Source organism: Castellaniella hirudinis (assembly GCF_047468865.1).
In the GTDB taxonomy this organism is placed as follows: domain Bacteria; phylum Pseudomonadota; class Gammaproteobacteria; order Burkholderiales; family Burkholderiaceae_B; genus Castellaniella; species Castellaniella hirudinis_A.
In genome coordinates this window covers 1-995 of sequence record NZ_JBLGTV010000032.1, presented here as the reverse complement: position 1 = coordinate 995, position 995 = coordinate 1, and the positions used below count along the sequence as shown (strand labels likewise).

The 995-nt window shown below is 61.5% G+C and carries 1 protein-coding gene; it reads right to left on the bottom strand.

The window, feature by feature from the left end; all coding sequences use genetic code 11:
* Positions 1 to 12 precede the first annotated feature (12 nt).
* On the bottom strand, positions 13 to 995 hold a 983-nt coding region (locus ACMHYJ_RS16840), incomplete at its 5' end, for an IS5 family transposase (protein ID WP_414247307.1).

Here is a 995-nt window from a genome sequence, read left to right as displayed (position 1 = left end):
TCAGGAACCACTTCACGCCGCCAGAAGTGCCGGCGGTATTGAGCTGACACGGCGGTTAGTTCGGCCACTGGGTCGCCGTGCGGCCAAGATCGACCAGAATCGACCTGTATCGATGTCTTTTTGCAGGCGCAAAAAAATACACCACAAGAAGGGCACCCCCTTCTTAGCAATCATGCGCAGCAGCCACTTGATGTTGTATCCCGCCGCGCACAGCACCGCATGCAACCGATCGCCCTGTTCGCCTTTCAGATGACAGCGGCCCATCCGATGATCCGCCTTCAAGTGGCCAATGATGGGTTCAATGGCCTGGCGCCGCTTGAGTTGCTTTCTCTCCTGCGCCGTCAGCCGCTTGGGCTTGCCCCGATGGATGATGCGCACGCCAGGATTCTCTGCGTCCACGCCCCGATAACCCAGGTCTACAAACACCTTATCCGGCTGTACCGCACAGTCCTGCATCAGAATGGTGGCCTGCTCAAGTTGTGAGCCCAGCGTGTGGCCGTCATACGGATTGCAGTGAAACGCCCGGGCACCCACGATCAGGTTGCCTTTGAAGGAGCTGGCAATGCCTACCTTCACCCCAAACTCGTAAGGGCGGCGCGCCTTGCCTTTACTGATGCAGTCCACTTCTGGCGCGTGCCAGGCGTACAGCTTGGGCTGCCCGTTGACCGCCTTGCGCTGGGCGCTCTGAGCGACGATGCGCCGGGCCTTGTCCAAGACCTCGCCCAAGGCATCACGAACCGCTTGGCCCAGCGCGCTGGCTTTGCGGTCAATCTCGCGGGCAAGCCGCCCCACAATAGTGCGCTGGCGCTTGATTGCCCGGCGCATGCGTTTGAACTGACGCGCGTGGGCATAACGCCCGGCCTGACGGCTCAGTTGCTCACCTTCCTTGGCAAAGGTCTGCTTCAGCGGGAGGCCCGCCGCCTTGGCGGCCTCCACCAGTTTGATGCGAGCAGTCTCCAGCAGCCGGCTGTCCGTCGGATGGGCAATGGCCTTCT